This window comes from Streptomyces sp. CC228A (genome assembly GCF_021390935.1).
Lineage (GTDB): Bacteria > Actinomycetota > Actinomycetes > Streptomycetales > Streptomycetaceae > Streptomyces.
Window position 1 is genome coordinate 165,601 of the sequence record NZ_JAJPUI010000005.1, and the last position, 26,726, is coordinate 192,326.

The following is a 26,726-nucleotide window of genomic DNA, read 5'->3' on the forward strand; positions in this document are numbered from 1 at the left end:
CAGCCACCGAGGTAACCCCTGGGGCCCCAGGGGCGTTGCCGGCCCCGACCGCGCACCGACACGAAGCGAACTCTGCGGCTCGGCCGCTCTGCGGCTCTGCGGCTCTGCGGCTCTGCGAAGCAGTGGGCCCGTAGACCGTGGGCCCGTGCCAGTCCGTGCGTCCTTGGGCGGGTGCGCCCCTGGGCCGGTGCCCCCTTGGGCCGGCGCGCCCCTGGGCCGGTGCGCCTTGGGGCCCGTGCAAGCCCCTGGGCCCGTGGGAGCCCCTGAACCCGTACGGGCCGTGGTTGCGGGGTGGGGCGGGGTGTTTCGCTGCGTGGGGTCCGCACGGGGCGGGAGGTTCCGCCCAAGGGGGTCTGCCGTGAGGGCCGGAGGCCGCGCGCCGGAGGCCACGCACCGGAGGCCACGCACCGGGGGCTGCTCCGGGTTTCCGGCCGGGTGGCCAGGGGTGGAACAGTCGTTCCTGTGCGGTCCGCGCGGCTGCGGCGATGCCGTGTGCCCGGGCCGCGCCCGTCGGCGTACTGACCGGACGCCGGCGGTACCGGCGCAAGCAAGGGGAGCACTGTGGAGCACGGAGCGGAGCCGTCGGCTGCCGTCGGCACGTCGACGCGGGATGAGGAGTTCGGGGAGGTCCGCGTCACGCTCGACGCGGAGCACGGGCTGGTGGCCGTCGAGGGGGAGGGGCTGCCCCGGGTCGTCGTACGCCGGGCCGAGGGCTCCGGCGAGGTGGACGAGCACGTCCCGGTCGGTACGCGGGACGGCAGGCGCCTGGCGCTGACGGTCGACGGCGGGGCCGTCCCGGTCTCCCCTGGCAGGGGGCGGCTGACCCGGCGTTCGTTCCGTGTCGACATCACCCACGCCGGTGTGCGCTACCGGCTGGTGCCGGACTCGATGACCGGCAGCCGGCTGCTGCGGGGCTCGGAGCGCATCGGGGAGCTGTCGTCGGACGGTGACGGGGTCGTCGTCGCGCAGTGGGCGGCCGGCGCCGGGGTGCGGCCGGTGGAGGCGGCGATCGGGTACGCGCTGGCCGCGGCGTTCGGGACCGGTGCGCTGCCGATGTGGATGCTGCTTCTCGACGCGCTCGGGGACCTGCTGCCCGGCTGACGCGGGGGCGCGGGTGCGGTGCCGCGCCGGAGCGCGGCTCAGGCGCGGATGCCGGGGCGGGGCGGGCGGTGCGGGATACCGGTGGCGGCGGCGCGCTGGCGCGGGGCTCCGGTGCCGGTCCAGCAGGTGCCGCGCCGGGCCAGCAGGCGGCGCAGCCACAGCTCGGTGGAGATCAGGTCGGCGAGGCCGTCGAGGTCGTCGGCCGCGGCGCTGCCGCTGTCGGCTGCGTCCCTGAGGGCGCGCCGGACGACGCGGGCCTCGATGAGTCCGGCGTCCGCCAGGAGGGGCGCGTCGAACAGGGCGAGCAGGTGCGGCAGGGCGGCGCGCAGGCCGGTGTGCGCAGCGGTGGCGGAGGGGGCGTGCGAGGTGGCGCCCCAGCCGGGCGGGAGGTGGTGGATGCCGCTGCCGGCGAGGACGGCCCGCAGGATGTCGGCGCGTGCGCCGGGGCGTACGCGGAGGGATTCGGGGAGGTCGCGGCAGGCGCGTACGACCTGGTTGTCCAGGAAGGGGGCGTGGAGGCGCTGGCTGCGGATCTCGGCGGCCTGCTCCAGGACGCGGTGGTCGGCGGCGTGCCGGGTGAGGGCGGCGCGGGCGCGGGCCTCGCCGGGGCGGTGGACGGGGGTGAGGCGGCCCGCTGCCTGGTGGAGGCGGGCGGCGACGTCGGCGAGGGCCTCGCCGGTGAGCCACCGGGCGGCGGGGCCGGGCCGGGCCCAGGTGAGGGCGGCGAGGGAGGCGTCGACGGGGCCGTGGCGGACGGCGGCAGGGTGGCGGGCGCCGTCGGCGGCGCTGCCGGCCGCGGGGTCTTCGGGGCCGCCGGGTGGGGCGGCTGCGTCGCGGGGGCCGCTCGCGAGGCGGGCGGCGGCGGCCTCCAGTCCGGACCGGTAGGGGGTGCGGGCGAGTTTGCGGGCGGCCCGGTACACGGTGAGGGGGACCAGGAGGGCGCCGGCGGACGCGCCCGACGCTTTGGCGAGGGCGGTGACGGGGCGCAGCAGGTGGCGGCGCCTGCGGTCCATGAGGAGGTCGGCGAGTCGGGCGGGGTGGGCGTCGAGGACCTGGCGGGCGCCGTGGCCGGTGAGGTGGTCGGCGCTGCCCGCGGCGAGGCGGAGGCGGTGGCGGACGGCGGTGACGAGGGCGGGGCCCGGTTCGTCGGTGAGCGGGATGTCGAGGTCGGCGTACGGGAGGGCTTCCTCGCCGGCGGCGACGACGACGTGGTGGAGGCGGGGGTTCTCGGCGAGGGTGCGGGCGCGTTCGAGTTCGGCGGTGCGGGCGGGGTCGTGGCCGTTGGCGGTGAGGTCGTTGAAGGTGACGGCGAGGAGGCGTTCGCCGGCTTCCGCGGTGTGCCTGGTGGTGTGGGTGGGGCCGGGGGCGGTGCCGTGCGTGCTGTGGCCGGAGCCGTGGGCCGTGCCGTGGTGGGTGCCGTGTCGGGTGCCGTTGGGGGTGGTGTGTCCGGTGGCGCCCAGGGGGTCGCGGGGGTGGGGTGGTCCGGGTGGTGGCGGGGGTGCTTCCGGTGAGCGCGCTGCCGCGTGGTCCGCCGGGGTGTCGAAGGCGCCGAAGGTGCCGAACGTGCCGGGGATGATGCCGGGCACGCCGGGCAGGCCCGCGGCGAGGAGGGCGAGGGTGCTGGAAGCGCTGCCTCCGGACAGGTCGGCGCCGATGCCGGGCACGGGCGTGGGGGCGCCGCGGGCGGCGCGGCGGTCGGCGGGCCCCATGCCGGGGACGGGTCCGGGGTCGGGCGGTGGGGCGGCGGGGGCGTGCCGGGGGGCGGTGAGACGGGCGCGTACGGCTTCGACGAGGGCGTCGCGTACGGCTTCGACGGCCTGGTCCGGGTCGCGTTGGGGGGCGGCGACGGCGAGGGAGGCGACGGCTTCGTAGCCGGTGATCTCGCGGGACCCCTCGCGCAGGACGAGGGCGTGGCCGGGCGGGACGCGTCTGACGCCGGTGTACGGGGTGGAGTCGCCGAGCGCCTCGGGGACTTCCGGGCAGGCCAGCAGGGCGGCGAGGTGCCCGACGTCGAGTTGGGCCTCGATGAGGTCGGCGAGGGGCAGGGCCGCGGTGGCGTACGCGGTGCCGCCGGCCCAGGGGGTGTGGAAGACGGGGCGGGCGCCGGCGAGGTCGGCGGTGACGGTGATGCGGCGGCCGTTCATGACGACGGCGGTGTAGCTGCCGGGCCAGGCGGTGAGGTGGCGGATGGCGCCGCCTCGGGCGGCGAGGAGACCCACTTTCAGCGCGTCGTCGTCGGCGGCGCAGCAGCCGAGGACCGCGAGGCGGACGTCGGGGGCGAGGGTGACGACGCGGATCTCGTCGGGGCGCCAGTCCCCCACGGCCCACAGGGGGTCGGGGCCGCCCCAGAGGAGCTGGCCGCCGACGGGTTGCAGGGCGGGGCCGTCGTCCGCGGGGGCGCCGTCCGGCGGGCCGGGGATGCCGCCGGGGCGGGAGGAGCCGGGCCCGCCGCCGCGGCCGGGGCGTCCGGTGCCGCCGTCGGGCCCGGTGTCGTGGGCGGTCGTGCCGTGGTACGGCGAGCCGCCGGGCCGGGTGCCGTTCGCGGCGGCGGTGTTGGCGGGCGTTCCGTTGCGTCCGGCGCCGTGGCCGCCTGTGTCGCGAGTGGAACCGGGGGAGCTGGTGGCGTAGCGGCCCGAGGCGTGGGGGCCGGGGGGGTGGGGTTCCGCCCCGTCGGAGCCGGGGCCGTAGGGACCGGCGCCGTAGGAACCGTGGGCGTGGGAACCAGGGGCGTAGGAACCGGGGGCGTGCGAACCTGCGCCGTGAGGACCCGTGGCGTAGGCACCGGCACCGGCACCGGCGCCGAAGGAGCCGGAGGCGTGGGAACCCGAGGCGTAGGAGCCGGTGGTGTCACCTGTGCCGGGCGAACTCGTGCCGAAGCGCGCGGCGGTACTGCTCCATCCCACCAGCCAGCGCATCGCCCGCCTCCACAGCGTGTGGACAACTCCAGCCGCATGCGGCCCACCCGCCACAGCAGGGGCCGAGCGTTCCGATGAGGACATGCTGCCACGACAAGGGGCGTGCAGGAGGTCCTCCGGGAGGCGCGTACGCAAAGGGGAAAAGGCCCCCGGCAATTGGCCATGGGGAGGCGGCCGGGGTACGGATACCGCCGGGGCGTGACCGGGCGGCGCGCGTCGCAGAAGGGGTGTGCCGGGGCCGGGATCCGGATGGATCATGACGTAAGGCCCGTGCGCATCACGGCGTTCGCGGTTCGACCTGTCGAACGATGGGCATGATTCGGCCAATCTCCGTGCCCGCACCACCGTACGTCTGTCGTCGAGCCGTGTGCTCACGAATACTCACGAGCACACAACTGTCATGTGTGCGCTCGGTCCGGGAGGCGCTGCTCGCCTCCCGGACCGTCCGTCGCCTGCGGGGAATGAGGCGACGGTGTCCCCCAGCCCGCTGGTCCCTGTCCAGCGGGCCGACCCACGCAGCACCATGGAAGCCCTGCCCCCAGGAGGCGGGCCAGAGCGCACGGACGGGCGCACGGCCACACGCCGGGAGCACGGTCCCCGGCGGCGGGCGCACGCCAACTTCCCTTACGCACAACAATCCCGCCATACGGAACACCGCCCCTTAACGGTAGGGATGCGGCGAACTACGCTGGGTTTACGAATGCCGCGCGCCTATGCCGGGCGGCACGGCGGCCGTCTGGGTGTCGAGGGGTGGCGCATGTCCAGGGAGCTACGCGGACCGAACGAGAAGCTCGGCACCGTTCTCGCCCTCGCCGGGATCAGCAACGCCGGGCTCGCCCGGCGGGTCAACGACCTCGGCGCGCAGCGCGGGCTGACCCTGCGCTACGACAAGACGTCGGTGGCCCGCTGGGTGTCCAAGGGCATGATCCCGCAGGGCGCCGCGCCGCACCTGATCGCCGCCGCCATCGGCCAGAAGCTCGGCAGGCCCGTGCCGCTGCACGAGATCGGGCTCGCGGACGCCGATCCGGCGCCCGAGGTGGGCCTGGCCTTCCCCCGGGACGTCGGCGAGGCCGTGAAGGCCGCGACGGAGCTGTACCGGCTGGACTTCGCGGGCCGGCGCGGCGGGGGCGGCATCTGGCAGTCCCTGGCCGGGTCGTTCGCCGTCAGTGCCTACGCCACGCCCGCGTCGCGCTGGCTGATCACGCCCGCCGACCCGTCGGTGGAGCGCCCCGCCCCGCGCCCCGAGGGCGCGTCGGGGGCACGCAGAGTGCAGCGGGCGCACCGCCCGGGTCCGTGCCGGGCGACGCCCCCGGCCGCACGTCGGACGGAGCCTCCGGGCGCACTGCGGGCGACGCCTCCGGCCGCGAGACGGGCGGAGCCTCGGGGCGCACGTCAAGTGGTACGCCGGGCGGTGCATCAAGGGGTACGCCGGGCGGCACGGCAGGCAGCGGGTCCGCCGGGGCGGACGCCCAGGCGGCGGGCGGCACGGACGGCACACCCGGCGCCACCAGGTCCGGGGAGCGGGCCGGCGCTGTCCGGCGCGGCTCCGCGACCACCGCCGCGCCCCCGTCCACCCCGCCGTCCGCCCCTCAGCGCAGACCTCCCCGCAGCCTTCCCCGCGCGCCGCGACCGCCCGGCCGGGGGCTCGGCCACGACCCCCGCAGGGGGCCTGCCGCCCGCGGCCTCCGGTCCGCCGGCCCGCAGGGCGGGGAGGGCCGCCGCGGGACCGTCCCCTCAGGCGGGTGTCCCCGCGGCAGGACCCGCACCGGCCCAGTCCGTGACGGCCCCGTCCGCACCCGCCCCATCCGCACCCGCCCCGTCCGTGACGGCGCCGCCCGTGACGGCGCCGCCCGGGGCGCCCCCGCCGCGGATCCCGTGGCCGGGGCGGCGGGTGCCGCGGTGCTTCCCTCCGCCGTGCTTCCCTCCGCCGACGGTGCCGCCGGGACGGTGGTCGCGGCCGACGAACCCGCCGACGGCGGCCACGCGCGCGTAGGGCACAGCGATGTGGCGAAGCTGCGGGAGGCCGCCGAGGACGCCCGCCGCTGGGACTCCAAGTACGGCGGGGGCGACTGGCGCTCCTCGATGGTGCCCGAGTGCCTGCGCGTGGACGCCGCACCGCTCCTCCTCGGCTCGTACTCGGACGAGGTCGGCAGGGCCCTGTTCGGGGCGACCGCCGAGCTGACCCGGCTGGCCGGCTGGATGGCCTTCGACACCGGCCAGCAGGAGGCCGCCCAGCGCTACTACATCCAGGCGCTGCGCCTCGCCCGCGCGGCCGCCGACGTGCCGCTCGGCGGGTACGTCCTGGCGTCGATGTCCCTCCAGGCCACGTACAGAGGGTTCGCGGACGAAGGGGTCGACCTGGCCCAGGCGGCCGTGGAGCGCAACCGCGGACTGGCGACCGCCCGCACCATGTCGTTCTTCCGGCTTGTGGAGGCCCGCGCGCACGCCAAGGCCGGTGACGCGGCCGCGGCCGGCGCGGCCCTGAAGGCCGCCGAGGGCTGGCTGGAGCGGTCGCGCGACGGCGACGCCGACCCGTCGTGGCTGGGCTTCTACTCGTACGACCGGTTCGCCGCCGACGCGGCGGAGTGCTACCGGGACCTGAAGGCGCCGCGCCAGGTGCGCAGGTTCACCGAGCAGGCCCTGTCCCGGCCGACGGAGGAGTACGTGCGCTCGCACGGGCTGCGCCTCGTGGTGAGCGCCGTGGCCGAACTGGAGTCGGGCAACCTCGACGCGGCCTGCGCGGCGGGCGCGCGGGCGGTGGAGGTCGCCGGGCGGATCTCGTCGGCGCGGACCACCGAGTACGTACGGGACCTGCTGCACCGGCTGGAGCCGTACGGCGACGAGCCGCGCGTGGCGGAGCTGCGGGAGCGCGCCCGGCCGCTCCTGTCGGCACCGGCGTAACCCGCGCCGCCCGTACCGCGCCGCGCCGCCCGTACCGCGCAGCGCCGTCTGCGCGGTACGCGCCCGACCTGGCGTGATCCATGTCCCACCCCCTCCCCGCCCTGGTTTAACGGCGTTGTCAGCGGGCCAGTGCACTATCGGGGTGGGAGGTGGCACAGGTGTCCGGGATCGGCGGAGGCATGTTCGACTGCGACGTCCTGGTGATCGGCGGCGGGATCGTCGGGCTGTCGACGGCGTACGCGCTGACGCGGGCCGCACCCGGCACCGCGGTCACCGTCCTGGAGAAGGAGCCCGGACCGGCGCGCCACCAGACCGGCCGCAACAGCGGCGTGATCCACAGCGGCGTCTACTACCGGCCGGGTTCGCTCAAGGCCCGGTACGCGGTGCGCGGCGCGGCCGAGATGGTGAAGTTCTGCGCCGAGTACGGGCTGCCGCACCAGGTCACCGGCAAGTTGATCGTCGCCACCGACCGGGCCGAGCTGCCCCGCCTCCACTCCCTCGCCCAGCGCGGCCGCAGCAACGGCATCCCGGTGCGCGAGCTCGGCCCGGCGCAGATCCACGCGTACGAGCCGCATGTGCGGGGCCTGGCGGCCCTGCACGTCGCCACGACGGGGATCTGCGACTACGGGGCGGTGGCGGCGCAGCTCGCCGCGGCCTCCGGCGCCGAGGTGCGCTACGGCGCTCGGGTCGCTGCCGTCGACCGGCGGCCCTGGGGCGTGGCGGTCCGCACGGCCGCCGGGGACGTGCTGCGGGCCCGGGTGCTGGTGAACTGCGCGGGGCTGCACTGCGACGAGGTGGCACGGCTGGCGGGCGACGAGCCGGGCGTGCGGATCGTGCCGTTCCGCGGGGAGTACTACGAACTGGCGCGACCGGAGCTGGTGCGGGGGCTGGTCTACCCGGTGCCGGACCCGGCGTTCCCGTTCCTGGGGGTGCACCTGACGCGGGGCGTCGACGGCGGCGTCCACATCGGGCCGAACGCGGTGCCCGCCCTCGCCCGGGAGGGCTATGGCTGGTCCGCGGTCCGGCCCGGCGACCTGGCCGGGACGCTGGCCTGGCCGGGCTCGTGGCGGATCGCCCGCCGGCACTGGCGGTACGGCGCGGGGGAGCTGCGCAGGTCCCTGTCGAAGCGCGCGTTCACGGACGCGGTGCGGCGGCTGCTCCCGGAGGCCGGCCCGGCGGACCTGCGTCCCGCGCCGGCCGGGGTCCGCGCGCAGGCCGTGCTGCGGGACGGGACGCTGGTGGACGACTTCCTCATCCGCGAGGCGCCGCGCACGGTCCACGTGCTGAACGCGCCCTCGCCCGCGGCGACGGCCTCCCTGCCGATCGGCCGCCGGGTGGCGCGCCTGGCGCTGGCCCGGTTGGCGGAGGACGCCTGACCTGCCGCCCGAGGCAGGCGGGCGGACCCGGGCGCCTCGGGGCGGGAGCCGTGGGCACCTCGGCGCCGGAGCCGCAGGCGCCTCGGGGCAGGAGTCGCGGGCACCTCGGGGCCGGAGCCGCAGGCGCCTCGGGGCGGGAGCCGTGGGCACCTCGGCGCCGGAGCCACAGGCGCCTCGGGGCGGGAGTCGCGGGCGGCGGGGCCCGCGCGTCGGCTCCGTACTATGGAAGCACTGTGCCCGAGACCCCTGCGACGAGTGCGCCCACCGCGATGACCACCAGCCACGGCCCCGATACCCGGCCCGAGCCCCTGTCCGCCGTCCCCTCCGGGGAGGCGCGCGACGCCTCCGCAGCGCCCGACGCACCGCCCTCCGCCCCCTCGCGGGCCGAGGCGGAAGCACACGCCGGGCGGCCCCACCACCTGGAGGCACAGACCGGGCGGCCCGACGGCCGGGGTACGGAGGAGACGCCGGCGCGCCGTGGCAGCCGGATGTTCCCGGACGGCAGCGGCCCGTCACCGGACCCGGCCGGCTCGCACTTCGAGCGGCGGATCCGCAGCTTCCAGCCGCGCCGCTCCCGCGTCACGGCCGGGCAGGGCGAGGCGCTGCGGCGGCTGTGGGGCACCTGGGGCCTGGACATCGACGGGCAGCGCGTCCTCGACCTCGACGCGATGTTCGACGGCCTCCCGGTCGTCCTGGAGATCGGCTTCGGCATGGGCGAGGCCACGGCGCGCATGGCGGCCGACGACCCGTCGACCGGCATCCTCGCCGTGGACGTCCACACCCCTGGGCAGGGCAACCTGCTGGCGCTCGCCGAGCGCGCCGGCCTCACCAACGTGCGGGTCGCCAACGGCGACGCGATCATCCTGCTGCGGGAGATGCTGCGGCCCGACGCCCTCGACGGCGTCCGCGTGTACTTCCCCGACCCGTGGCCCAAGAAGCGGCACCACAAGCGGCGGCTGATCCAGCCGGCGTTCCTGGACCTGGTGGCCACGCGGATGAAGCCGGGCGCGGTGCTGCACTGCGCCACGGACTGGGAGCCGTACGCGGAGCAGATGCTGGAGGTGCTCACGGCGCACCCGGCGTTCGCGAACACGGCGCCGGGCGGGGGTTACGCCCCGCGGCCCGCGTTCCGGCCGCTGACCCGGTTCGAGGGGCAGGGCCTCGACAAGGGGCACGTGGTCCACGACCTGCTGTTCCGCCGCACCGCATAGGCACCGCCCAGGCACAGCGCAGGCACCGCCCAGGCACCGCCCAGGCACAGCGCAGGGACTCCGGTGCCTCCGGCCCGAGGTGGCGGTGGGAACACGGTCGCCGACTGTCGGTGGCCCCGTTTAGGGTCGACGGGTGTCAGAGTCGCGCACCGAGCACCTTCCCGCAGCGGGCCGTGCACCTCAGCCCGTGATCCCCGCGTACGACGAGGCGACCGGGCCGGCGTTCGACGCCGTCCCGGAGCGTGCCCGGTGGCGGTACCGGCCGCGGCGGGCGTTCTGGCGCAGCAGAGCGGTGCGTGCCACGGCCGTGACCCTCGTGCTCGGGCTGTGCGCCCTGGTGATCCTGGCCCTGGTCCGTGAGGAGACCGGCACGGCGGGCTTCCTCGTCGGGCTGGGCCTGGCCGTGCTTCCGGTGCCGCTGCTGCTGGCGGCCTTCCGGTGGCTGGACCGGGTGGAGCCGGGCCCGTGGCGGAACCTCGTGTTCGCGTTCGCGTGGGGCGCCTTCGCCGCCGCGCTCATAGCGATCGTGGCCAACACGTTCGCGACCCGCTGGATAGCCACCGCCACCGCCGACCCCGCGTCGGCGGACACCCTGGGGGCCACCGTCGTCGCCCCGGTGGTGGAGGAGAGCGCGAAGGCGGTCGCGGTCCTGCTGGTGTTCCTCTTCCGCAGGCGGGACTTCACCGGGCTCGTCGACGGGGTCGTCGTGGCCGGTTTCACCGCGACCGGCTTCGCGTTCACCGAGAACATCCTCTACCTCGGCAGCGCCTTCGGTGAGGACCAGCAGGTCGGTACGGCCGGCATCGAGTCGGTGACTGTGGCGACCTTCTTCATACGGGTCGTCATGTCCCCCTTCGCGCACCCGCTGTTCACCGTGTTCACCGGCATAGGTTTCGGGATCGCCGCCGCGGTGGCCGCCGGCCGGCGGCGGCGCCGGGTCGTCGTCGTGGCGGTGCCGCTGCTCGGGCTGATCCTGGCGATGGGGGTGCACGCGCTGTGGAACGGCTCGACGGTGTTCGGACCGTGGGGCTTCTTCCTCGTGTACGGGGCGTTCATGCTGCCGGCAGTGGGGCTGCTGACCTGGCTCGCCGTGTGGACCCGGCAGCGGGAGCTGCGGACCCTCGCCGCGGAGCTCCCGGCCTACGCGTCCGCGGGCTGGATCGCCCCCGACGAGCCTCTCGCCCTGTCGTCGATGCGGGCGCGCGGGATGGCCCGGGGCTATGCGGCGCGGTTCCTCGGACCGGCGGCGGCGCGGGCGGTCGGGGAGTACGAGGCGTTCGCGACGTCGCTGGCCTTCCTGCGGTACCGGTCGCGGCGCGGCACGATGGACCCGGACTTCGCGGCGCGCGAGCAGGAGCTGCTGCACCACCTGTGGCAGCGCAAGGACGTGGCGGGCCCCGCCCTCACGTATGCGGCGCGGGCGACCGGCCGGGCGTGGACACCGCCGCCGCACCGGGACTACACGGGCTACAACCCGTACCGGCGGTGACGCCGACGCGCACCCGTCCGCCGGAGCGGGCGGGCGGGCCGTACGGGGAAGGCCGGCGGCCCTGGCGTCGGGGGTGTGCCGCCAGAGCCGCCGGGGTCACGGGGCGGTCGCGGGGACCGCGTGATCCGCAGCGCCGCGGTGAGCCGCAGCCGCCGTGTGCCGCGGGCGCCGCGGGAGGTCACCGGCTGTGCGCCGGTATCGCTGTCCGGTGCCGCTTTCCGGTGCGGGGCGCGGGGAGCGCGCTCCGGGCTCCGGGCTCCGGCATCGGGCATCGGGCATCGGGCATCGGTGCATCGGGCGCCGGGCTCCGGAGCCTGTGTCCCGCGGGGATCCGGAGCCGGTCTGCGAAAGCCGAGCCACAAGACCCGGAGCTGAGCCGCACCACGGGTGCCCGAGCCGAGCCGCGCCGGGTGCGCCCGGCCACACAGGCGCACAGCACGCCCAGCCACGGAGCCGAGCGCGGGCCCCCAGGCCCGGAGCCGCACCGCGGGCCCGGCCCCGGCCGCAGCCGAGCGCGGAAGCAGGCAGCGGCGTGGGCGGTCCGGGGCAGCCGTACGGGCCGGAGGCTCAGACCGTGAGGCCCTTGCCGCGCAGCCACGCCAGCGGGTCGACCCCGCCGCCGCCCGGCGTGTGCACCTCCAGGTGCAGGTGCGGGCCGGTCACGTTGCCGGTGGCGCCGACACGGCCGATGGTGTCGCCGGTGCCCACGGTCTGGCCGACGCTCACGGTCATCGAGGACAGGTGGCAGTACCAGACCTCGGTGCCGTCGGCCAGCTCCAGCACGATCCGGTAGCCGTACGCGCCGGACCAGCCGGCCGACTTGATGGTGCCGCCGTGCACGGCGTTCACGGGGGTGCCGGTGGGCGCGGCCAGGTCGAGGCCGGTGTGGTAGCCGGACGACCACATGGAGCCGGCCTGGCCGTAGGTGGAGGTGATCGTGTACGAGGACGTCGGCAGCGCATAGCTGGCGGCGAGCTTGGCGAGGCGCTCGGCCTCGGCCTTGGCGGCGGCTTCGGCCTCGGCGCGCTTGCGCTCCTCCTCCTCGCGCTTGCGCTGCTCTTCCGCGGCCTTCTCCGCGGCGGCCTGCTGCGTCTGCGCCTCCGCGGCGGCGGCCTCGGCAGCCGCCTTCTCGGCGGCGGCCCGGGCTTCGGTCTCGGCGGCGGTCTGCTGCTGTTCGGCCTGCTGCAGGATGCGGGCGCGCAGGGCCTCGCCCGCACCCGCGCCGTTGTCCGCGGCGGCGCTGCGGGCATCGGCGGCGGGCAGGGCCGCGGTGATCCCGGCGAGCGGCTCGGGATCGTTGGCGGCGGCGCCACCGGCCGGGGCGGTGGCCCCGTCGGCGTCGGCGCCGTCGTCGGCGACCAGTTCGCCGATGCCCGGCAGGGAGGACGCGTCGGGCAGGTCCGGGAGGGAGATGGCGAGGCGCGGCTTGTCCTGGGCGGTCGCCATGCCGCCCGCGCCGACGGCGGCTATGACACCAACACCGAGGACGGTGGAGCTGCGGGCGAGGCCGCCGCGCTGCTTGACGACGCGGTGCCGGCCGCGCACGGGCCGCACGGTCTCCTCGGTGGGGTTCCATTCGCCCGCGGGGGCGCCGGGCTCGCGGCCGTCCGAGGGGTCCTGGTGCCCGAGGGAACCGAACGGGGCGAACGAAGCGGTCGAGCCGATCGTGTCGTACGAGGCGGTCGAGCTGATCGTGCCGTGCGCGGCAGTCGTGCCGTAGGTGGCAGCCGTGCCGATCGTGTCGTACGAAGTGCCGTAAGGAGCCTCGGGGGCAGGCCTGTTGGACGCCACGGGGGCGCTCTCCTTTCCTTCCTTCTCCGCCTACCGGGTTAGCTGACGGGTTCGGAGCAGGAAGGTCTCCTACGGGCCGCATCGGCCCGATTCACCCCAAAGGTGGTGGTTCCCCGGTTCCCTCACGGGATTCGGCGCATGCGCACGGTGCCGCCTCTGCGACGGCTACAACAACCGCACTGCGTTATCGAACGTTAATAGACTCCGGGGCCGTATTCCAAGCTGTTCCGACTGATCCTTCCGCCCGCCGACCAGCACTAAAGGCCCTGAAATCAGGACATAGCGCGCTGAGTTGACCGGAATTCAGCAATCTGCACCGGGCTTTTATTTCCTGACGGTGTGTCAAATGTTATGCGCAGCGCTGCCTTTCCCTCACGGAAAGTGGCGGGCCGGAAATTGCCGACACACGACGAAGGCCCGATGCACACGGCATCGGGCCTTCGTCTCTTCAAGTAGCGGGGACAGGATTTGAACCTGCGACCTCTGGGTTATGAGCCCAGCGAGCTACCGAGCTGCTCCACCCCGCGTCGGTGAACACCACCTTACGCTATTCCGAGGCCGCCCGCTGACCACCCGGCCGGACCACGTGATCCGAGCCGGGAGGCGACCGCCGGCTCGGCACTGAAACCGGCGCTGGAACCGGCCCTGCATCCGACCGCCGGCGACGGCCGGGGCGACAGCCGGGGGCGACGACCGCCGAGCCCGCGCCCCGCCCCCACCGCCACAACCCGCTGCCACACCCGCCGCGCGCTCACCGCCGTGCCCGCGTCAGCCCGTGGGCTGAGGGCCCGGCGGCAGCTGGACGGTCATCACCAGATGGCACGGCTCGGTGCCCGCCCCGCGGTAGACGTGCGGGGCGTCGCCGTCGAACGCGGCCGTCTCACCGGCCGCGACCGTGTGCTCGGCGCCGTCGACGACCAGGGTCATCCGCCCGGAGGTGACGCTGACGGTCTCGACGACGCCCGCCTGGTGCGGGTGGCTGGGGTACTCCTCGTCCGGTTCGAGGCGCCAGCGCCAGACCTCCACCGGGGCGGGGCCGGAGGTCGTCAGCATCAGCCGCGCCTCACTGCCCCGCCGCCCCCGCCACAGCGGGGCGACGGCATCGGAGGACACGACACGGACACGGCCCTCGGCCGGCCCCTCCATGAGGGCGGACACCGAGACGCCGAGGGTGTCGGCGAGCCGGACCAGGGTCGCGAAGTTCGGATTGCCCTGGGCCTTCTCCAGGCCCACCAGGGCACCCTTGCTGACCTGCGCCCGCCGGCCCAGCTCGTCGAGGGAGAGGCCGGCTCGGGTACGGGCCGCCCTGACGTTGTGGGCCAGCGCCCGCAGGGCTGCCTCCGTCTCGGCCATCTCGCTCATCACTCCCCTTGCACGTGGACCACTCCAATGTACCGCCCGGTCGTTTGGTTGACAGGTGGCGGTCGTTCCGTTGTACGGTCTGGTCGTTCTGTTGTGAAGCAAGAGGAAGTGCCGTGATCGCTCTGCTGCTGGCCCTGGGCAGCTCCCTCGCCTACGGGTGCGCCGACTTCCTCGGCGGCCTCGGTGCCCGGAAGGCCCACGTCCTGCGTACCGTCATGATCGCCGCGCCCGCCAGCCTGGCCGTCGAGCTGCTGCTGTGGCCGGTGCTCGGCGCCTCGTTCAGCACCGGCGCCGTGGCGTGGGGCGCCGCCTCCGGGGTGGCTTCCGCCGCCGCGTTCGCCCTGCTCTACCGGACCCTGGCGATCGGCCCCATGAACGTGCTGTCGCCCGTGACCGCGCTGGTGTCCGCCGCGCTGCCGGTCGGCGTGGGCCTGCTGCAGGGCGAGCACCTGGGCGCGGCCGGACTGGTGGGGCTGCCGCTCGCGCTGGCCGCGGTGGTGCTGGTCAGCGCCGGCCACGGCGCCGGAGCGGTGCGGCCGTCCCGTACGGCGCTGCTGCTCGCTTTCGGCGCGGGCGCCGCCATCGCCCTGCAACTGGTCTTCCTGCACCGGACGCCGGCCGACAGCGGGGTGGCCCCGCTGATCGTGGGCCGGGCCGTGTCCTCCGCCGTCACCCTGTGCGCGGCAGCGCTGCTGTACCGCAGGCTGGGCCGGGAGCGTCCCGCGTACGCGCTGTCCGCGACGGCCGGTGTGCTGGACTCCGTGGCGAACCTGCTGTTCCTGCTCGCGGCCCGCAGCGGGGACCTCGCCGTCGTCGCCGTGATCACCGCGCTCTACCCGGCGGGCACCGTCCTGCTCGCCCGCGGGATGCTCGCCGAACGCCTCCACCGCGGGCAGGTCGTGGGCCTCGGCACCGCCGCGGTCGCCGTGAGCCTCCTCGCCCTCAGCTGACCTCCCCGCGCCCCGCCCGCCACCGCAGCCGGTGAAGCCCGAACGCACCCGCAGCCGACGGCGGGCACCCCGACCCCGCAGCCGACAGCGGTCGCGCCCACCCCGTACCCGCAGCCCCCAGCCCCGCAGCCGACAGCCGGCCGAAGCCACACCCCCGCGCCCCGCAGCCGACGGTCGGCCGAAGCCGCCACCCGCAGATCCGGTGGCAGTCGCACGCCCGCGCGGTCGGCAGCCCCGCCCCCACCCCCGTTCCCGCACCCCCGTTCCCGCCTTCCCGCCGCCTCTTCCTCCCACCCTCCCGTCGACTTCCCGCCCTTCCCGCCTTCCCGCACAGAGGAGTCCCGCCCATGACCGTCTTCCGTCTCTCCCCCGCCGTCGCGGAAGCCTTCCCCGGCACCCTCATCGCCCTGGTCACCGCCACCGGGCTGCGGGGCCGCGAGTCCTGGCCCGAGGCCGCCGCCGCCTTGGAGGACCTGGAACGGCGGCTCGCCGACGGCAGCTGGCGGCCCGCGGACGAGACGGACCCCCGCATCGAGGCGTGGCACACCGCCTACCGCTCCTTCGGCACCAACCCCCGCCGCGTCCGCCCCAGCGTGGACGCGCTCGGCCGCCGCCTCGCCAAGAGGGGGGTGCTGCCGCGCATCAACCCGGCCGTCGACGCGTACAACGCCGCCTCCGTCCGGCACGGCCTGCCCGCGGGCGCCTTCGACCTGGACCACGTCGTCGGGGACGTCGACATCCGCCGCGCCGACGGCACCGAGTCGTTCACCCCGCTCGGCGAGCCCGGCACCACCGAGACCCCGAAGCCCGGCGAGGTGGTCTACGCGGACAGCGCAGGCGTCCTGACCCGGCATTGGAACCACCGCGACGCCCACCGCACCCGCGTCACGGAGGACTCCGGCCGCGTCACCTTCGTCCTGGAGACCCTGCACGCCGCGCGGGACGGCCGTCTCCTCCGTACCGCGGCGGACGAGCTGCGTGCCCTGCTCGCCCCGCACGCCGAAGGGACCACCCTCCACCACGTCGACCCCGCACGGCCCGAGACGGCCGTCTGAGCACAGCAAGAAGCCCCGGCCAGAAGACTTCTGACCGGGGCTTCACTGGTAGGCCCTGTGGGACTCGAACCCACAACCAACGGATTAAAAGCTCACTCGGGATCATGACGCCCTGTGCCACGCCGTCGTACGGAATCCCGTTTTCGCAGATCAGAGCACATGTCGCTGTCCCGCTACTCATGCCCGGTGATGCACCGTCCAAAGGCGTCCGCGCTCCCCTTGCGCTCCCCCGATCGCCACCGGTCACAGCCCAGTCCCGGACAGCGACCGCGGCTTCCTCGCGGCAGCCGTGTTGTCAGTATCGGACAAGTCGCGCCAAGCGGCCCGGCGCCTCCACTGCGTTGTCTCCAGGGGAACGCATCAGGCATCGCGGGGAGTTGCAAGACTCGGTCAAGGAGAGTGCAGGGACACTGGTGCCCTGGCGCAATGCTGTTCAAGCTCACCGGTTCCAGGGTGCTGACCGGAACTGGTGCCATCACATGACCGAGATGTGGGTACGCCGCGCACCGGAGTACCAGGACCGAGGCATCGGCCTTCGGACGGCATCGCGGTGTGCCGGTCGATGTCGTCGACGAGGTCCGGCGCGCTCGCCTCGCCGAGCATGACTCCGGGCGGTGGGACGCCCAGGCGTTCGACGCCTTTCTCGGCTGGGTCGCCTGGCACCGTAAGCGCACCCTCGGCCCTCGTCACCGACCCGACGTCATCGTCCACGACGGCTGGCCCGAGACGGCCTGGCAACGCTGGACCCCTGCCTGTCAGAAGCAACGCCTTGTCACACTAGACGCCATCTGGCGATGCTGCACACGACATCGTCAGGTCCCACCCTCAGGAGTCGATCTTGCGCCACGCTTCCCCAGGCGTCGGTGCTCTGTTGGACACTGTCTCTACGGCAATGCGAGAACCAAGAGAGGTGACACCAGGCATGGGAGGGATGGCGCGTGACGGTTCGGTAGAGGTCCTCAAGTACCTGCACAAGCGGCTGCATGACCACTTCCGGACGCTTCACGAACATCGCCAAGCACTCCAGCCCACAGCTCCTGTCTTTGCGCTGGAACACGACCTCAGCAGTAACGACTTCGAATTGCTCCAACTTGCGGTACGTGAGGCTGTCAGGCAGGGCCTCGATACTCGCTCCCGCACCTGGTGGTTGCCCTTTGTAGTACACGCAGCAGAGATCGGCTATAAGTACGTTGGAGACGAATACTGGCCACTCTTCGCCCAGGAGACACCCGGCTGGGAAAGCAGTCCGGGTTGGAGTGTGCCCACCAATCGCCAGCGCATCAAACAATGGTTCAAGCGATTCGCAACCGACTACGGCGGGGCCGAGCCGAAGGGAGGCTTTGCGGCCAACTTCAACATCATTGCTTGGCCAATCACGCACGCAATCATGCCGGCCGATCTCCAACGGCAGTTCGCACAGCTTCTGTTTGAGTCACGCGCGGTATTGACAGCAGAGCTCCTCAGTGATCCCAACGCTCTTGGCGCATGCCTGGCTTCTCGCACGGGCGGATACAGTGAACGCTTCCAGATTTTCTGCAGCAACCAGAGTCTCCTCGGCCAGGTGGCCGCCGCAATGCTCTCAGGCGACGAGGAGGACTCCCCGTACCTGGTGCGATCGACACTCACTCGCCTGGTCGACGACCTGACCAATGAAGGGCAGTCGCGAAACTGGTTGACCCGTGCCAAGCACTCCGCCAACTTGGTGCGTTCAAGCGGATTTCTCCCTATGAAGTCGAGCATGGGGCCCGCGAACCGGCGGCGGCCACTCGCGGCCGTCACTAACCCGAAGCTAGTCCTGCGGAGGGTAGACGGCGGTTGGCGTCCCTCATTGGAGCTGCCGGATCTCACGCCGCTACAGGCACGGAACGATCAAGTTGGTCAGGAACTTCGGAATTGTCGCCCGAAAATTGAGGGTCGCCGCCAACCGCTTCCCCGCGGAAAACTGCTGTACCCGGGCGAAGTGGCTCTATCCACATGGCCTCGGCCCGAGAATCCCATTATCCAACTGGAGCGGGGGTCATCGGTCGTTAACAGCCTGATCGCGGATCATTGCTCCATCACCCAGGGCCCATGGTGGGTTTTCCGGAAGCAACCGGGTGGGCTAGCCGTTGAGGTAAAGGGAAAATTCGTGCGACCCGGCCACGAATATTGCTTAGTCGGACGACTCGATAGTGAACCGCCGGCGCTGCCGTACGCCATTAAAGCAACGATTCTGGCTGAAGGAGTGCACGCCTTCGAGGTGAAGATTCCAGAAGTTATTGGCGAAGCGGAAATCGCCAATCTTGCGACGGCCGAGTTGTCAGTGGTGACGGATGTGTCGATTCGGCCCGTCGGGCTCGTCCCCGGGGCCTGGGACGGCGAGGGCGCTGTCGAGTGGCTCGCTGGGGAGCCGGCGCTGCTCGCGGTGCGATCTAGTCAGGCGACGGAAATGTGCGCCGTTACGATCGACGGCGGCCTCCCAATCGTGCTCGAGTGGCCTGCCACCAAGCCAGAGTTGATCTTCGCCCTTGAGGACCTCGCTCTGGGCCCTCATGAGGTGGACGTTACGCTCCTGAACGCAGGCATGGGTGAGACTGTTGCAAGCGGTTCGCTCGCAATCACGATCTGCGACCCACACACGAACCTGGATGACACTACGGAGGGAGCAGGCATCCGGCTGTTCGCCACGCCAGCTCGTCCGAAACTGACCGAGCTCTGGGATGGTGGGGCGAGCCTCTCGATCGACGGTCCGCTAGATACGAAGGCGGAACTCATGATTGCGCTGCGCGACGATGCTGGCAATACGCTGGCACAGGCGCATCACAATATCTCGCTTCCCTTCAGTGACAGCGCGTGGGAACGGTTGGCAGATCAGGAACTGCACAAGAGAAAGCTGCTCGCCGTCTACGACGAGGCCGAGTCGTGCGAAGTATCGGTGTCCCGGAGCGGAGTAGGTTTCGCGTCCCTGGTCTGCGAACGTGGCTTCCATCCGCTCCGCTGGGTGCTTACCAAGCGGCACAATGGCGAGCATGAGGCACGTCTGATCGATCGGACGGGCAGGGATGACACTCAGGTGCTCCTGTTTCCGGTGGAGACACCTCTGACCGGCGAGCGCTGCGATTCCCGTCGACCAATTGTCGTCCCGACGAATGGAGGGCTGCTGCAGGCGACGTCTGGCAATGTGACCGCGGCCATCGTCTTGCCACCCGAGCCAAACCGGATGCGCCAGAGACTAAACCATCGTCCGATCATCCGGTACGCAGACAAGTCGCTCTCCGAGATGAAGCGACTCATCTTTGGTCACCACCGATGGCTTCACGCCGATGCGCCAGCAGATCCGTTCACCCGTCATCAGCGGGAACAGGTTCTCAAAACAATCACGACGACCCTTGTGTCTCTTGCCGCAGGAAACAGGTGGGCTCATTTGGAGCGCAAACGCATTCCTGTCGGCGATCGCAAGCCGCCGGATGTGTTGGACGAAATGCGGGAACTCGTGGGTCAGAATCCGAAGCAGCGTGCTGCGGCTCAGCAGATTGCCAGCCACCTCTGGCAATGGGCGGACTCACCGGCAGCGCTGAGCGAGGGATTCGCCAGTGCGATCCGCATCATCGCTGCAGCTAGTGGCATCGACGATCCGAACACCGCAGCAGACTTCTTGCTTCCTCTTGTGACCAGACCGGGCTCTCTTGTGAGTTGGGACGAGACCGAACGAGACCAGCTCCTGGACTGTGTGCTGCACTCTCCTGCGCTCATTCGGGCAGCTCGATTCGCTGTGCTCGGGACTGAAGACCTACGAGAGGCGTCGAACCAGCCAGTTATCGGAGGTAGCCGATGAACATAACTCCGGTCAGTGGTACGCATGCTGCGGAGCGGGCGGTCCGTGCGCTGGGGCTGGATGAGACGGCTACTGACCTGTTCTCGACCGAAGCGATATGCGCCTCGCTTCGCCGAGCGGCCTCGTTCCTGTGTCCGGCGACGCCACGTCGACTCGTGGAAGCCGTCCTTGAAGCCATCAGCCCTCTCGACGAGGCCTGCTTGGTTACTCGCGGCCAGGTGGCAGAGCAGTTGGATCTCTTGGTGTCGATTGGTGACCTGGTCGAACTCCCTCGCCAGGAGGATCGTGGCAGTCGCCAGCTCTACCTGGCTCCTCCCTCGTACGTGGCGAAGGCTCCCGGGCAGTACCTCTTGCTGGGCGTACGCCCCAACGCCTCCCCGCTCGTGGATGAGTCTGTTGACACGGGGGTACTGTACGAGGGCCATACACGGTCCGTAGAGCTGGACCCAGAGGTGGGTCCTATCCGATTGCGTGCCGCCGGCCTGCGTGAGATCCGACGTGAGCACTGGCTCAACCACCCGAGTGCGGATCGCGCAGCCGCTGTCGTCGTTGCGATGCGTCAGCGCCTGGACCAGGCTGCAGAATCTGGCCATGTTAGCGGTCTAACAATCATCGATCCTGGGGCGTCAGTTCACTACTACCGCGGCCGCTGGCGACCACCCTCGGACGGCGACTCCGGCGACTTCGTTGCTCGCCGGCCCCAGGCCTACGGTGCAGACCTGTGGTGTCTTGTACGGATCGAGCGTGGCGTGCCTCGAGCACTTGTGGATCTGCCGGTTGAGACCTCTGATGCGACGGCGTACGACGAAGCGTGGCGCTTCCAGGCAGCCATCGATGCCGTGATCGGAAACCCGCAGGTGATGCACGTCCGGTCCGCTGCAGGGGCGCCCGGGAGCCGATTGCTGGACCTGTTCGGGCCTGTGCCCGGCTGGGCTCAGCGCTACCTCGAGCTCGTGGGAACCCCCGTCTCACGGGCGAGAGGCGCATTGATGTCGTATCGCGTACCGATCTCGGTGATCGGCGAGATGTCGGCGTTCGTCACTGACATGCTGTGGATGCACGTCAGAGAAGAGGGAGGGGTGGCGTGACAGTGGAAGCGCCAACGATCGCGGAGACGGTCACCAAGATTCAGGCGGCCCTTCGGGACTACATCGAGGCGACCTATCACGTGGGGCATCCCACCGTGATCGATCAGCGTCGTGTGCTGCTCGAACAAGAGGGCGTGCTGTTCCGAGCGCCCTTCATTGAGAGCACCCCCCGCTATCAGACGAACCGAAGTTTTGGTGATCTCGAACTCGCTGCACCTGTCCAAGCGCTCTTCGGCAGCTTGACAACACACGTTGGTGACCTGAAGCCACTGCTGTACGACCCGCCCTATACCCACCAGGCCGAGGCACTTGAGTGGACGACTCGTGACGGCCTTAGCCTTGCGGTCACCACTGGTACCGGCTCAGGAAAGACCGAGTCGTTCCTCCTGCCGATGCTGGCGAAGCTCGCAGCAGAGGCGGCGAGCAGGCCCGACTCCTTCGCCGCTCCGGCTGTGCGGTCCTTGATCCTCTATCCGATGAACGCGCTGGTGAATGACCAGTTGGGTCGTCTTCGGCTCCTGCTCGGCGATCCGCGCGTCACGGCCCAGTTCAGCGCGTGGGCCGATCGCCCAGCACGCTTCGCCCGTTACACCAGCCGAACCCTGTACCCGGGCGTACGGAAGGTTGAGAAGGACCAGGAACGGCTTCGCTCGATCGAGGACTTCTACGTTCACCTCATCAACCGGGCAGACGACCCTTCGTCGCAGGGGCACGGCGAGGCGGCAGCTCTCATCGACAAGCTGCGATCACGTGGCAAGTGGCCGGCCAAGCCAAATCTGAAGGCCTGGTACGGCGAAAGTGGCTCCCGCTGGAAGAACAGGGATGGCGAGTTCGTCCGTGCCGTGCTTCAGCCCAACGACCCCGAACTCCTGACGCGCCACGAGGTGCTCGACGCACCTCCGGATGTCTTGATCACGAACTACTCGATGCTTGAGTACATGTTGATGCGCCCGCTTGAGCGGCCGGTGTTCGATGCGACGCGGGCCTGGCTGGCGAACAACCCAGACGAGAAGTTCCTCCTGGTCATCGATGAGGCCCATCTCTACCGCGGCGCAGCCGGCGCCGAGGTTGCTCTCCTGCTGCGCCGGCTCCGCGCAAGGCTTGGCATCGCGCCCGAGCGCCTGCAGGTGATCTGTACGAGTGCGAGCTTCGCGAGCCCTGAGTACGCGCGTCAGTTCGCTGCGCAGTTGAGCGGCAAATCCGAGTCCGACTTCAGGACGGTCGAAGGTCGTCTCGCACTCCGAGAGCTCGCTGGGCCGGGGAGCCTCCAGGACGCTCAAAGTCTCGCTGCCGTACCGATGCACAACTTCTACGAGGGTGAGGAAGACGAGGCCCGCGTCGCCGCCGTTCAGGGGCTTCTGGACTATCGAAAAGTCGCCGTGACAGAGAGCGCCACGGTCGGTGAACTGCTGCACGATGCTCTCAGCGGATTCGGCCCGATGAATCTGCTCGTCAACGAGACGATGCAGCGGGCACAACCGGTAAGTGAGTTGGGCGCGCTCATTTTCCCGACTGTTGAGACGGAGCTTGCCGATAGGGCTGTATCTTCCCTGGTAGCGCTGGGTAGTGCGGCGCGACGATCGGCGGATGACGCGGGCCTGCTGCCATGTCGCGTGCATGCGTTCTTTCGTGGGCTGCCTGGCCTGTGGGCGTGTATCGACCCCGATTGTCCGGAGGTTGACCGGGAAGTGCACCCGGAGCCGGGGCCGGTTGGCAAGCTTTACGCCCAGCCGAGGGCAACCTGCGGCTGTGGTGCCCGGGTCTTCGAACTGTACACCTGCAGGCACTGCGGCTCCGCCTATGCACGGACCTATACCGACGACGTAATCGAGCCGTCGTACCTATGGCACGAGCCGGGGGGATCGTTCGAGTCCGCATCGGGTTCCATCCCCGAACTCGAGGCACTCGATCTACTACTTGAGGACCCCTCCGATGGCGAAGTCGAGCCCGCCGACATCGATCTCGTTACCGGCCGGCTCAATCCAGAAGAACTCGGTGCCCGCGTCCGCAGCGTCTTCATTCCTCGGCTTCGAAGGGGAGAGGTCGTCAAGGGTGACGACGATGGCGGTGACGGTGAGGCGGAGGCGAACGGAGAGTTCAAGCCCTGCGGTGTCTGCGGGCAACTCGCTGGGCCCGGCCGTTCCTCGGTGCAGGATCACCAGACGAAGGGAGACCAGCCGTTCCAAGCCTTGGTGACACGTCAGCTCGAGGTCCAACCGCCAGGTGCCCAGCCGTACACCGACTTTGCGCCGCTGCGCGGTCGCAAGGTGCTCGCGTTCTCCGACTCCCGGCAGGTTGCTGCGCGGCTTGCACCCAATCTTCAGAGCTACTCGATGCGCGATGCCATTCGGCCCCTGATCTTGCGCGGGTGGCAGGAGCTGGCGAATCAACCGTTCCTGGCGCCGTCGCTCAGCTTGGAGCGTCTGTACGTGGCCGTCATGGTCGGAGCGCGAGTCTTGTCGGTGCGGCTGCGTCCGGAACTACGCCCCATGGAGACGCTCCATGTCTTGGACACGGTCGCGAAGGCAATCGACAACGGTGCGCTCTCAGGCAATCCTGCTGGGTTGGTGCCACTGCTCACCACCGCCAATCCGCCGCAGTCGCTGTTGAGGGCGATGTACGCGACGCTAACGGACAAGTACTACGGGCTGTCGTCCCTGGGCCTGGCATCCCTCCGTGAGCGGGCGGACCTCACCGATACATTGTTGACGGAACTGCCGGACATCGACGGGGTCGCAAACAGCGCCGAGGCCAAGCTCGCGCTCGTCCGGTTGTGGCTAGCGCAGTGGAGCAGCCCAACCCGCGGCATCTGGTTCCCCTCGATGACCGATGGTGAATGGGGGAGGACGAAGGGCGGCGTCAAACCGCACAGGGGTAAGTTCCAATCGATCGAGCGTTGGCTCGATTCGAAGGCGGCGAGGAAGAAGTTCGCGGACGACTGGCTGCAGACGTTGCTGAAAACGTTCTGCGAACCAGTGGCCGGCAAGTTTCGGTTGTTGGCCCAGAACGTTGCCCTGGAACTTGGTGGAATGTGGGGATATTGCGAGCGCTGCCGCTTCACGCAGCGGCCCTTTCCCGGCACGATCCGGTGCGTCAATTGCGGTTACGATCGGGTTCGCACGCTAAATCCCGACACTGATCCCGTCTTCCAAGCCCGGAAGGGCTATTACCGCGCCAGTGCGTCCCGGGCGTTGAGTGAACCGCCTGAGCCTCCATTGAGCATCATCGCCGCCGAGCACACGGCACAACTCAATGCCGCCCAGTCCGACGCCGTATTCTCCAAGGCGGAAGAACACGAGTTGCTGTTCCAGGACGTCGACCTCGGCTTGACCCGCCAAGGCGAGCAGGCACGCGCCGCCATCGACGTTCTGTCCTGCACGACCACGATGGAAGTCGGCATCGACATCGGCAGCCTAACCGGCGTCGCGCTGCGCAACATGCCCCCATCGCGTGCCAACTACCAGCAGCGCGCAGGGCGGGCGGGGCGTAGAGGCAACGCTGTCGCCACCGTATTGGCCTTCGGAAGCGCCGACACACATGACGACCACTACTTCCGTCAGCCAGCGCTCATGATCCGCGGTGAAGTCGACGACCCGGTACTGACGATGAACAATGACGAAATCGCGCGTCGCCATGTCATCGCTTACCTGCTACAGCGCTATCACCAAGATCGGCTGCCAGCAATCGAGCCCGACGAGCAGCCGCAGCTCTTCGAAGTCCTCGGCACTGTGGAGGCATTCGTAGGGACAGCATCCCCCCTGAATCGGACCGACTTGGAAGAGTGGCTGAGGTCCGAGGAGCACGCGCTGCGTGAGGAGATTGCGTCGTGGCTTCCCTATGAACTGAGTGAGGCGGACCGCGAGGCCGTTCTGAGCGGTGTCGTCACGAGCACACTCCGTGAGATCGACAAAGCCCTTGACCTGGACCTCGACGGGAGTCTGCCGGCTGCTTCCGAGGGAGACGCCTCACCGGAGCCCGATGAGGTGGAGGCAGAGGGCCCCGCCGAAGACGGCGCCGAGGAGCCGAGCGCCCGGCGGAGCCAGACGAACCTGCTTGATCGACTGCTGTACAAGGGGGTGCTGCCGCGCTACGCGTTCCCGACCGATGTCGTGGCCTTCCACGTCTTCGATCTCGATCGGTCAACACCGTTCAAGGCCGAGTTCCACTATGCGCCCAGCCAGGGGCTCCCGGTGGCCCTCAGCCAGTACGCACCTGGCAAAGTGGTGTGGGTTGATAACAAGGAGTGGACCTCCGGTGCCATCTACGCACCGGTCCAAGAGGAACGCTTTCAGGCCTGGCGGGACAAGCTGCTGTACTTCGAGTGCCAGGTGTGCCATTACGCCAAGCATTTCCCTCACGACCCGGCAGAGCGTGGGAAAGAGCGTGACTGTCCAGCCTGCGGCGCCGAGGGCAAGTTCGGCAAGGCTAAGAACTGGATGCGACCGCCAGGCTTTGCGCACCCGGCCGATAAGGCACCGGGCACAAGCCCAGACGACGCGCCGGCCCGCAGTTACGCCACACGCGCCAAACTCATGGCGCCCGGGCCGACCGAGGAGACTGCCTGGCAGCGTGTCACCGATCGCTTGGCTCAGACGTACCGCCGCGAAACCCTGCTCGTCACCAACACCGGCCCACGCAACGAGGGATACACCTACTGCACGCGCTGCGGGCTTATCGAGCCGACTGCGACTGCGACTGGGGTGGTCGTCGGTACGCACAAGAAGCCTTACCCCGACGACAAGGCCCCCGACTGTCCCGGCACAGCCTCAACACGGGGCCTGGTGCTGGGAACTGACTTTATTTCGGATGTGCTTCTGGTTCGCTTGAAGGTGGCCTCGCCAATCACGTTGAGGCCAGCTCTGCTGTCGACACACGTTGCGCTCCGTACGGTCGCTGAGGCGCTGACGATCGCCGCGACCCAAAAGCTCGATATCGAGGCGACGGAACTACAGGCAGAGTACCGTCCTGCACTGACTCCCCTCGGTAAAGAAGGCCTTGAGGCCGAGATCTATGTGTACGACACGCTCGCAGGTGGTGCTGGCTTCGCTCGACGGGTCAACGACTACGGAATGGAAATCCTTGAACGGACGCTGGAGCGACTCGAAGAATGCCCGGCGAACTGCGACGAGTCCTGCTACCGCTGTCTACGCAGCTTCCGTAACCGATTCGAGCACAACCTCCTTGACCGGCACGTCGGTGCCAGTCTGCTGCGCTACCTGATCCACGGAACCCCGCCGAGTCTGGACGAGGAGCGACTCGAACGATCGGCCGACAAGCTCTACGAGGACCTCAACAGCCGAGCGCTCGACCAAGTTTCCTTCGCCCGAGGGGCCAAGATCGACGTTGAGGGAGTTGGAACGATCACCGCGCCAATCCTGGCAAGGCATGGTGACCAGCAGTGGATCCTGGGCGTGCACGGCCCGCTAAGTCCTGATCTGGCGCCAACTGACGGTCTGCGTGCGGCCAAGCAGTCCGGCAACGTGCTGGTCCGTCTGATCGACGACATGGTGATCTCTCGCAATCTGCCGTTCGCCAGCCAGCAGGTACTGCAGGCGCTGAGCTGATCTGGACCGCCGCCAGCGCCAAGGCGTTGGTGGCGGTCCTGTCGTCGCTATCCGCAACCGTCGTTCGTGTGACGTAGCCCACGAACGGAAAAATAGACCTTAGGGTGAC

General features: G+C 70.9%; 12 protein-coding genes, 1 tRNA gene, 1 pseudogene and 1 riboswitch. Of the genes and pseudogenes, 10 read left to right on the plus strand and 4 right to left on the minus strand.

Annotated elements, in window-relative coordinates; translation table 11 throughout:
- The first annotated feature begins 561 nt into the window (after positions 1-561).
- On the plus strand, positions 562-1,101 hold the full coding sequence (locus L6E17_RS16235) for a hypothetical protein (RefSeq protein WP_236241479.1): 540 nt from the start codon (positions 562-564) through the stop codon (positions 1,099-1,101).
- 38 nt (positions 1,102-1,139) lie between these two features.
- On the opposite strand, the gene L6E17_RS16240 is transcribed toward L6E17_RS16235, so the two are convergent.
- Positions 1,140-4,016, minus strand: a complete 2,877-nt coding sequence (locus L6E17_RS16240) for an asparagine synthase-related protein (RefSeq protein ID WP_236241480.1) — start codon at positions 4,014-4,016, stop codon at positions 1,140-1,142.
- A gap of 1,953 nt (positions 4,017-5,969) precedes the next feature.
- Between L6E17_RS16240 and L6E17_RS31505 the strand changes: the two are divergent.
- The 4 genes and pseudogenes from L6E17_RS31505 to L6E17_RS16260 all read left to right on the plus strand — a co-directional run.
- Positions 5,970-6,917: pseudogene (locus L6E17_RS31505) on the plus strand (MFS transporter); the annotation flags it as partial.
- A gap of 179 nt (positions 6,918-7,096) precedes the next feature.
- Positions 7,097-8,293: an L-2-hydroxyglutarate oxidase gene (lhgO, locus tag L6E17_RS16250; protein WP_236241728.1), complete on the plus strand. Its 1,197-nt coding sequence runs from the start codon at positions 7,097-7,099 to the stop codon at positions 8,291-8,293.
- Positions 8,294-8,562: 269 nt separating this feature from the next.
- A complete protein-coding gene (gene trmB / locus L6E17_RS16255; RefSeq protein ID WP_236241729.1) occupies positions 8,563-9,504 on the plus strand; it encodes a tRNA (guanosine(46)-N7)-methyltransferase TrmB in 942 nt (313 codons plus the stop codon).
- A 133-nt stretch (positions 9,505-9,637) separates the two neighbouring features.
- Positions 9,638-10,993 (plus strand): PrsW family intramembrane metalloprotease, encoded by a 1,356-nt coding sequence (locus tag L6E17_RS16260; RefSeq protein ID WP_374109066.1) that lies wholly within the window; start codon positions 9,638-9,640, stop codon positions 10,991-10,993.
- A 567-nt stretch (positions 10,994-11,560) separates the two neighbouring features.
- Here the strand turns inward: L6E17_RS16260 and L6E17_RS16265 are convergent.
- The 3 genes from L6E17_RS16265 to L6E17_RS16275 form a co-directional block, all read right to left on the minus strand.
- Positions 11,561-12,784, minus strand: a complete 1,224-nt coding sequence (locus L6E17_RS16265) for a M23 family metallopeptidase (protein WP_236241481.1) — start codon at positions 12,782-12,784, stop codon at positions 11,561-11,563.
- Positions 12,785-12,796: 12 nt separating this feature from the next.
- Positions 12,797-12,931: riboswitch (cyclic di-AMP (ydaO/yuaA leader) on the minus strand.
- 306 nt (positions 12,932-13,237) lie between these two features.
- Positions 13,238-13,311: transfer RNA gene (locus L6E17_RS16270), tRNA-Met, on the minus strand.
- Between the two features lie 241 nt (positions 13,312-13,552).
- Entirely contained in the window at positions 13,553-14,137 is a 585-nt protein-coding gene (locus tag L6E17_RS16275) for a helix-turn-helix domain-containing protein (protein ID WP_236241731.1), read from the minus strand.
- 122 nt (positions 14,138-14,259) lie between these two features.
- Between L6E17_RS16275 and L6E17_RS16280 the strand changes: the two genes are divergently transcribed.
- The 5 genes from L6E17_RS16280 to L6E17_RS16300 all read left to right on the plus strand — a co-directional run bounded on the left by L6E17_RS16280 (position 14,260) and on the right by L6E17_RS16300 (position 26,617).
- Positions 14,260-15,096: a DMT family transporter gene (locus L6E17_RS16280; RefSeq protein ID WP_236241482.1), complete on the plus strand. Its 837-nt coding sequence runs from the start codon at positions 14,260-14,262 to the stop codon at positions 15,094-15,096.
- 347 nt (positions 15,097-15,443) lie between these two features.
- The gene (locus L6E17_RS16285; protein ID WP_236241483.1) at positions 15,444-16,151 is read left to right on the plus strand and encodes a B3/4 domain-containing protein; all 708 of its coding nucleotides are present in this window, start codon (positions 15,444-15,446) and stop codon (positions 16,149-16,151) included.
- Between the two features lie 931 nt (positions 16,152-17,082).
- Entirely contained in the window at positions 17,083-19,965 is a 2,883-nt protein-coding gene (locus tag L6E17_RS16290) for a hypothetical protein (RefSeq protein ID WP_236241484.1), read from the plus strand.
- Complete coding sequence (locus tag L6E17_RS16295) at positions 19,962-21,053, plus strand: hypothetical protein (RefSeq protein WP_236241485.1); 1,092 nt, start codon at positions 19,962-19,964, stop codon at positions 21,051-21,053. The genes L6E17_RS16290 and L6E17_RS16295 overlap by 4 nt, the downstream gene beginning before the upstream one ends.
- Positions 21,050-26,617 carry a DEAD/DEAH box helicase gene (locus tag L6E17_RS16300; RefSeq protein WP_236241486.1) on the plus strand — a complete coding sequence of 1,856 codons (5,568 nt, stop codon included), beginning with the start codon at positions 21,050-21,052 and terminating at the stop codon, positions 26,615-26,617. Before L6E17_RS16295 ends, L6E17_RS16300 begins: the two co-directional genes overlap by 4 nt.
- Positions 26,618-26,726 lie beyond the last annotated feature (109 nt).